Here is a 7,955-nt window from a genome sequence, read left to right as displayed (position 1 = left end):
GCATAGACGGCTCGGAGAACAATGCCGGCGCCTTCGCCGACGGCTCGACCGTGGCGCGCATGCGCGCCACGGTCGAGCCGTCGGCGAAGGCGCCGGCATTGTTCTCCGAGCCGTCTATGCCGTCGGTGTCGGCAGCAAGGGCATGAATGCACTCGACACCGTCGATACCGATGGCGAAGGCGAGCAGGAATTCGGAATTGCGGCCGCCCTTCCCCTTGGCCCGCAAGGTGACGGTGGTCTCGCCACCGGACAGGATCAGCACGGGCTTCTTGAAAGGGCGGTTGCGCGTCGCCACCTCGCGCGCGATCGCGGCGTGGACGCCTCCGACCTCGCGCGCCTCGCCCTCGATGGCATCCGACAGGATGACCGTCTCGATGCCTTGCCGCTTCGCTTCGGCGGCGGCAGCTTCCAGCGAGACGCCGGCCGAGGCGGTCAGGTGCACCTCATTGCCGGCAAAGCGCGGATCGCCGGGACGCGGAGCATCGGCGTCGGGCGACTGGATATGGGCCATGACCGAGGCCGGCAGCTTCATGCCATAAGCGGCGATCGAGGCCAGTGCATCCTGACGGCTGCCGGTGTCGGGAACGGTCGGCCCCGAGGCGACCAGCGCCGGGTTGTCGCCGGGGATGTCGGAGACGACCAGCGACACGACCCGCGCCGGATGCGCCGCGGCAGCCAGGCGTCCGCCCTTGATGGTCGAGACATGCTTGCGGATGGTGTTCATCGCCGCGATCGGCGCGCCGGAGGCAAGCAGCGCCTCGTTGACGGCGATCTCGTCGGCAAGCGTCAGGCCGGGAGCGGGAGACGGCAGCAGGGCCGAGCCGCCGCCGGAAATCAGCGCCACGACCAGGTCTTCCGAAGTCAGGCCCCGCACCTTCTCGAGCAGCCGGCGCGAGGCCTCCAGGCCGGCGGCATCCGGCACCGGATGCGCCGCCTCGATGATCTCGATGCGCTCACAACTGGCGCCATAGCCGTAGCGGGTGACGACCAGACCATCGATGGGACCGTCCCAGACCTTCTCGAAGGCCGCCGCCATCTGCGCCGAGCCCTTTCCCGCGCCGATGACGACGGTGCGGCCTTTCGGCTTAGCCGGCAAATGATTGCGGATCGTCTTTTCCGGGTCGGCGGCGGCGACGGCGGCCTTGAAGATCGAGGTGAGGAAGGTCTTTGGATCGGTCATTTGTCTTCCGGCGGCAATCTGAGCTTGCTCGCATCGACGCCGAGATGCGCGCAGATCGCATCGACCACGACGCCGTGGTCCTCGCGCTCCGGCAGGCCCGAAACGGCGATGACGCCAATGACCCCGGCCCCCTTGACCGTGACCGGAAAGCCGCCGCCGGCCAGCACATAGTCGGCGATGTCAAGCGCTTCGCCGACCTTGAACGTGCGGTCAGGCCGCTGCTGCTCCAGCACAAGGCGATAGGTGCTTCTCAGATAGCGCTTCACGACGTTGATCTTGCGCCGCGCCCAGTCCGGATTGGAGGCGTTGGAGCCCGGCATCGCGGCATAGAAGAGCGGCCGGTCGAAGGTCCTGATGTCGACGATGATCGGCAGCTCTTCCTTCAGCGCCCGATCCCTGATGCCGGAACCGATCTTGAAGGCGACGGCCTCGTCGAAGGCCGGGAAGACCAGCGTGGCTTCCTGTTTCTTGATCAGAGCGATGTCGTCGGCGGTGGCCATGTCTCTTTCTCCGAAAATCGACACCGTCGTTTGTACGACAAGCTCCGTGTGGTCAAGCATCCATCGCGGACGCCCCCTCATCCGGCCTCTTCGCGGCCACCTTCTCCCCGAGGGGAGAAGAGACTGGCGCCAGCGCCGGCTCGCTCCTCTCCCCTCGGGGAGAGGTCGGATTGCCCCGAATTGCGCTTCGCAATTCGGTCGGCAATCCGGGTGAGGGGGTCACCCTGCGACAATCGCGCTCTTCGCCGGACGGCCCGCCAGATAGACCTCGCGCACAACCCGATCGTCGCCCAGCGTCTGCAAGAGGAACAGCTCCTCCGCCAGCGTCTCGACCGTCTCCATCCTGAGCCGCATGCCCGGCGTGGCATGGGCATCGAGCACGACGATGTCGGCATCGGTGCCCTCCTCCAGCGTGCCGACCTTGTCGGCCACCGACAGCGCCTCGGCATTGCCGCGCGTCAATTGCCAGAAGGACTGGAACGGGTTCAGCTTCTCGCCGTTCAGCGCGATCACCTTGTAGCCCTCGTCCATGGTGCGCAGCATCGAATAATTGGTGCCGCCACCGACATCGGTCGCGGCCGCAATCCGAAGCGGCTTCTCGCGCAGACGATAGCGCTGGTAGTCGAACAGGCCGGATCCGAGGAAAAGATTGGAGGTGGGGCAGAACACCGCGACCGAGCCCGATTGCGACAGCGCATCCGCCTCGCGCTCCGACAAATGGATGCAGTGGCCGAACAGGCTCTTTTTGCCGAGCAGGCCGTAATGCTCATAGACGTCGGTGTAGTCGCGCGACCAGGGGTAGAGCTCCTGGGTGAAGGCGATCTCGGCGTGGTTCTCCGACAGATGCGTCTGCATGTGCAGGCCGGGATGCTCGCGGCAGAGCGCGCCGGCCATCTCCATCTGCTCGGGCGTAGACGTAATGGCGAAGCGCGGCGTGATGGCATAGAGCTGACGGCCCTTGCCGTGCCATTCGGCAATCAGCGCCTTGCTGTCGTCGTAACCGGTTTGCGGCGTGTCGAGCACGCCGTCCGGGGCGTTGCGGTCCATCATCACCTTGCCGGCGATGTTGAGCATGTTGCGCTCATGCGACTCGGCGAAGAAGGCTTCCGCCGATGATTTGTGCACCGAGCAATAGGCGGCGACCGTCGTCGTGCCTTGCCGCAGCATCTCGTCGAGGAACAGCCGCGCGATGCGGCGGCCATGCTGGGCGTTCTGGAATTTCGACTCCTCTGGAAAGGTGTATTTGTTCAGCCAGTCGAGCAGCTCGGCGCCGTAGGAGGCGATGATCTGCATCTGCGGCACATGGACATGCGCGTCGAGGAAGCCCGGCAGGATCAGATGCGGACGATGGTCGATCGTCTCGACGCCGGCGCCCGCCTTCTTCGAGACATCCGCATAGGCGCCGGCGGCGACGATCCTGCCATTGTCAATCAGCAGGGCGCCATCCTCCTCGTAGCGCCAGGCGGAATGGTCGTCGATCGTTTCGGGCCAGCGCATGAAGGAGAGCGTACGGCCGCGCAGAATTTTCGCTGTCATGCCTATTTTCCGGCGCCTTCGAACCAGGCGACCAGAAGGGCCCGTTCCTGGTCGGTGATCTGGGTGACGTTGGCGGGCGGCATGGCATGCGCCCGGCCGGCCTGGATGTAGATCTCGCGCGCATGCTCGGCGATGCGCTCGTCGGTGTCGAGCAGCACGCCCTTCGGCGCATGGTAGATGCCTTCATAGACCGGCTCTTCCGTATGGCACATGGAGCAGCGGCCGAGCACGGTGTCGCGCACGGCCGGGAAATGCGCCGAGGCGATATAGACCTGAGCGGCGGCGGAGGCGGCCGAGGTCTTCGGCTCGCCGGTCAGCACCTTCGGGACGGTCGACAGCCAGATGATGATCATGAACAGCACGGCGGCGCCCAGCCAGGTCCAGGTCGGGTTGCCTTTGCGCGCATGGACCGTGTTGAAATAGTGCCGGATCAGCACGCCGATGATGAAGACCAGCGAGGCGATGACCCAGTTGAACTGCGTGCCGAAGGCCAGCGGGTAGTGGTTCGACAGCATCAGGAACAGGACCGGCAAGGTCAGGTAGTTGTTGTGCAGCGAGCGCTGCTTGGCGATCTTGCCGTATCTCGGGTCAGGCTTGCGGCCGGCGATGAGGTCGGCGACGACGATCTTCTGGTTGGGGATGATGACCATGAAGACATTGGCCGACATGATCGTGGCGGTGATGGCGCCGAGATGCAGGAAGGCGGCGCGGCCGGTGAAGAGATGGGTGAGCCCCCAGGCGATGAACACCAGCACGCAATAGAGCACCAGCATCAGCCCAGTGTCGCTTTTGCCGAGCGGCGAGCGGCACAGAAGATCGTATACGATCCAGCCGACGCCGATGGTGGCCAGCGACAAGAGGATGCCGACCGGCGCCGAGATGTTGAGCACGTTGGGATCGATCAGGAAGAGATCGGCGCCGGCATAGTAGACCACGCAGAGCATGGCGAAGCCCGACAGCCAGGTGGCGTAGGACTCCCATTTGAACCAGGTGAGGTGTTCCGGCATCTCGGCCGGCGCCACCAGGTATTTCTGGATGTGGTAGAAGCCGCCGCCATGCACCTGCCATTCCTCGCCGAAGGCGCCGGCAGGCAGGCCGGGACGCTGGCGCAGGCCGAGATCGAGGGCGACGAAATAGAAGGAGGAGCCGATCCAGGCGATGCCGGTGATTACATGCAGCCAGCGGACGGCGAAGCTTAGCCAGTCCCAGAAAATCGCGAAATCCATCATTGAAATCGTCCCTGCCGATGAGAGCGACTTTACGGTGTGCAGCGCAAACGAAAAGAGGCGAGGTGCGCGATGACTTTCAAAAAAAAATGGAAAATACTAGGCTTGCCCCTCATAGCCGTTTGAGAGCCACGCATGGCCTATCTCGACAACATCGCCGTCTTCGTCCGCGTCGTCGAGCTCGGCAATCTGTCGGCGGCGGGGCGTGACATGCGCATTTCTCCGGCCGTCGCCTCCAACCGCATCAAGGAACTGGAAAAGCATCTGGGGGTGCGGCTGTTCAACCGCACGACCCGTCAATTGATGCCGACCGAGCACGGCACAGTGTTCTACACCGGCGCCAAGCAGGTGCTGGATGCCATCACCGAGGCGGAAGCCGCGGTCGCATCGCTGTCCGGCCAGCCGCGCGGGACCATCAGGGTGACGGCGCCGCTCGGCCTCGGACGGCGGCTGATCGCCTCGGGCATCCCGGATTTCCACGACAAATATCCAGATATCGAGGTGCGGCTCAGGCTCTCCGACCACAATGTCGACATCATGAAGGAAGGCATCGACGTCGCCTTCCGCCTCGGCATCATCGAGGATTCGAGCCTCAGGATGCGCGGCATCATGGAATGCGAGCGCGTGCTGGTGGCGGCGCCGAAATATCTGGAAGCGCGCGGCGAGCCCGCCGAACCCCAGGAACTGATCGGCAGGAAACACGACTGCCTGATGCTGCGCTATGCCGGCGCGCGCGAATATGTCTGGACGCTGCAGACGCCCGGCGGCCCGCAGAAGTTCGAGGTGCACGGCCCTTACGACACTGACGACGGCGACGTGCTGACCGGCTGGGCGCTGTCGGGTCGCGGCATCATCAACAAGCCGCGGTTCGAGGTCGAGCCCTTCATCCGCGACCGCCGGCTGAAGGTGATCCTGCCGCAGACGCCGCCAACGCCGGTGCAATTCGCCGCCGTCTATCCGCACAAGAAGCTGCAGGACCCGAAGGTGCGGCTGCTGCTCGACTTCATGGCCGAGCGCTGCCAGCGGCTGATCAAGGATATTCTTGCGGGGAAGTAGTGGTGGCTTGCTCTCGGTTGGCCGAAGCCTCCGCGACGTCGTCATCCACGGGCGGAGCGACGCGAAGCGGCGCGCAGACCCGAGGATCCATTCCGTGACCTTCGACGTGGGGCGCAGCGGAGCAGAATTCTGCCTCGTTGCGCGGCGCCTCGACGTCACGGAATGGATCCTCGGGTCTGCGCCGCGTCGCTTCGCTCCTTGCTCCGCCATAGAATGACGACCGCGAGGAGCGTTCAGGCTAATCGCCGAAACATGTGGCCGCCAACATGACATTCGGGCCAAGGCCTCTGCCTTGATGCAGTCAAAGGCTGGTCGGCATATGACAGCCTCGTGGCCCACTCGATCCGGTTGCCATGCGCGAAGAGCGGCCTAGGTTGGGGGCCAGACGTCTGCCCGATTTTCAGGGCAGCCGAGGGCCGCCACATGCATTTCGCCGTTTCGCTCAACATCGCAGCCACAGGACAAGACGTCCTGGACTTCGGCCAAATCAGCGCCTTCGTACGGCAGGCGGAAGCGGCCGGTGTGGATATGGTCATCATTTCCGACGTCGCGGAGGGACCATCGACCAGCCCGTTCGAAGCGACCACGCTGCTGGCCGCCTTGGCGACGGTGACCTACAGGATTGGCCTCGTCGCCAGCGCCTCGACGCTCGCGCACCAGCCCTACAATCTGGCGCGCCGTTTTGCTTCGCTCGACATCATCAGCCATGGCCGCGTCGGCTGGAACGCGACACTGAGGCAGAACCCGCGCGAGGCGGCGAATTTCAGCCGCCCGGAAGGTTTCTCCGATGGCGATTTTCGCCGTCGCGCGGAGGAATATATCGGCATCGTCCAAGGGTTATGGCGGAGCTGGGACGGCGATGCCTTGCTGTTCGACAAGGCGGGCGGCCGGTTCCACGATCCCGACAGGATGCATATGCTCGACCATAAGGGCGAGTTCTTCGCGGTGCGCGGGCCACTCAATGTCGCGCGTTCGCCTCAGGACACGCCGGTGCTGGTCATGTCCGGTTTGAACGAAACCGATCGAGATTTCGCAAGCCGTGGCGCCGACGTCATTCTGATCGCGGAACAGTCGGCCGACGCTGCCAATGCTGCGACCGCCGACTTGAGACGCCGGGCGCTTGCCGCCGGCCGCAAACCGGAAGGCGTGATGGTGCTGCTGACGGTCGCCATTGAATCCGAGCCGCCTATCGACGGGCTTCGAAGCTTGCTGGGCTCGAGCGGCTGCGACGGCTTCAATCTTGTTTTGCCGGCTGATGTCCCGGCACTTCAGAATTTTACCGACCGTGCCTTGCCGGAGCTCCGACGCGATGGCCTCGCCGGCCGGGGCCAGCAGGGCGCGACGCTGCGCGCCCGTCTTGGCCTCGGCACAGGAGGCGCAAAATGACCGCGCGCCGGATGAAGCTCGGCCTGTTCTTGTGGGCGACCGGACACCACATCGCCGCCTGGCGCCATCCGGACGCGCATGTGACGGCCGGTATCGACATCGAGCATTACATTCAACTTGCCCGCACTGCTGAAGCGGCGAAGTTCGACATGGTGTTCTGCGAGGACGCCGCCGGCCTGCGCGAGGCCAATGTCAACATTGCCAGCCAGACGTCACGCTCGATCGGCTTCGAGCCGATCAGCCTTCTTTCAGCCCTGGCCGTCCAGACCGAGCGCATCGGCCTGGTTTCCACGGCATCGACCAGCTACAACGAACCCTATGGGCTGGCGCGAACCTTCGCCTCGCTCGACAATCTGAGCGGCGGGCGGGCCGGCTGGAACCTCGTCACCTCGGCCAGCCCGATCGAAGCGGCGAATTTCGGCGCGACGGGGCTGCGGCCGCATGCCGACCGCTATGCGCGGGCGTGCGAGTTCGCCACGGTGATCACCGGGCTCTGGCACCGCAAGCCGGCCGGCCATGACGGCGAAAGCTTCTCGGTGCGCGACCCGCTCGACGTCCCGCCCTCGCCGCAGGGCGCGCCGGTGATGGTGCAGGCCGGAGCATCGGACGACGGCAAGGATCTGGCCGCGCGCACCGCCGATGTCGTGTTCTCGGCCGCGCAGACTTTCGAGGAAGCCAGGGCCTTCTATGACGATCTCAAAGGGCGGCTCGCCGCCTATGGCCGCCAGCCGGACGATGTGAAGATCATGCCCGGAGTGGCGCCGATCGTGGCCGCCACGAAAGCCGAGGCACAGGCGAAATACGATGCACTGCAGGAATTGATCCCCGACGATGTCGGCGTGGCGCTGCTCTCCAGCTATCTCAGCATTTCCGATCTTGGGCGCTACCCGATCGATGGGCCGCTGCCCGAGCTGCCGGAGAGCGAAGGCATGAAGAGCCGGCAGGCGCTGGTCATCGAACAGGCGCGCCGCGACGGGCTCTCGATCCGCGAGCTGGCGCGATACTTTGCCGGCGCGCGCGGCCATTGGCGGATTGTCAGCACTGCCGAAGAGATCGCCGACGAATTGCAGG

At 65.0% G+C, this 7,955-nt stretch carries 7 protein-coding genes; 3 read left to right on the top strand and 4 right to left on the bottom strand.

The window, feature by feature from the left end; genetic code table 11:
• The 4 genes from EOA27_RS12930 to EOA27_RS12915 form a co-directional block, all read right to left on the bottom strand.
• On the bottom strand, positions 1-1,180 hold a 1,180-nt coding region (locus EOA27_RS12930), incomplete at its 3' end, for a glycerate kinase (protein WP_145970332.1).
• A complete protein-coding gene (locus tag EOA27_RS12925; RefSeq protein WP_126079891.1) occupies positions 1,177-1,680 on the bottom strand; it encodes a heme-degrading domain-containing protein in 504 nt (167 codons plus the stop codon). The genes EOA27_RS12930 and EOA27_RS12925, both read right to left, overlap by 4 nt.
• 219 nt (positions 1,681-1,899) lie before the next feature.
• A complete protein-coding gene (guaD, locus tag EOA27_RS12920) occupies positions 1,900-3,216 on the bottom strand; it encodes a guanine deaminase (protein WP_126079892.1) in 1,317 nt (438 codons plus the stop codon).
• A gap of 2 nt (positions 3,217-3,218) precedes the next feature.
• On the bottom strand, positions 3,219-4,445 hold the full coding sequence (locus EOA27_RS12915) for a urate hydroxylase PuuD (protein WP_126079893.1): 1,227 nt from the start codon (positions 4,443-4,445) through the stop codon (positions 3,219-3,221).
• A gap of 132 nt (positions 4,446-4,577) precedes the next feature.
• Here EOA27_RS12915 and EOA27_RS12910 point away from each other — a divergent pair, with 132 nt between their 5' ends.
• The 3 genes from EOA27_RS12910 to EOA27_RS12900 all read left to right on the top strand — a co-directional run.
• Positions 4,578-5,498, top strand: coding sequence for a LysR family transcriptional regulator (locus EOA27_RS12910; RefSeq protein ID WP_126079894.1), 921 nt, complete (start codon positions 4,578-4,580; stop codon positions 5,496-5,498).
• A 423-nt stretch (positions 5,499-5,921) separates the two neighbouring features.
• Positions 5,922-6,884, top strand: coding sequence for an LLM class flavin-dependent oxidoreductase (locus tag EOA27_RS12905; protein WP_126079895.1), 963 nt, complete (start codon positions 5,922-5,924; stop codon positions 6,882-6,884).
• A partial coding sequence (locus EOA27_RS12900) for an LLM class flavin-dependent oxidoreductase (RefSeq protein ID WP_127256337.1) occupies positions 6,881-7,955 on the top strand: 1,075 nt, incomplete at its 3' end. The genes EOA27_RS12905 and EOA27_RS12900, both read left to right, overlap by 4 nt.

The sequence above is a fragment of the Mesorhizobium sp. M2A.F.Ca.ET.037.01.1.1 genome, from assembly GCF_003998075.1.
In the GTDB taxonomy this organism is placed as follows: domain Bacteria; phylum Pseudomonadota; class Alphaproteobacteria; order Rhizobiales; family Rhizobiaceae; genus Mesorhizobium.
The sequence above is the reverse complement of the archived record's forward strand: the minus strand, read 5'-3'. Positions and strand labels throughout refer to the sequence as shown.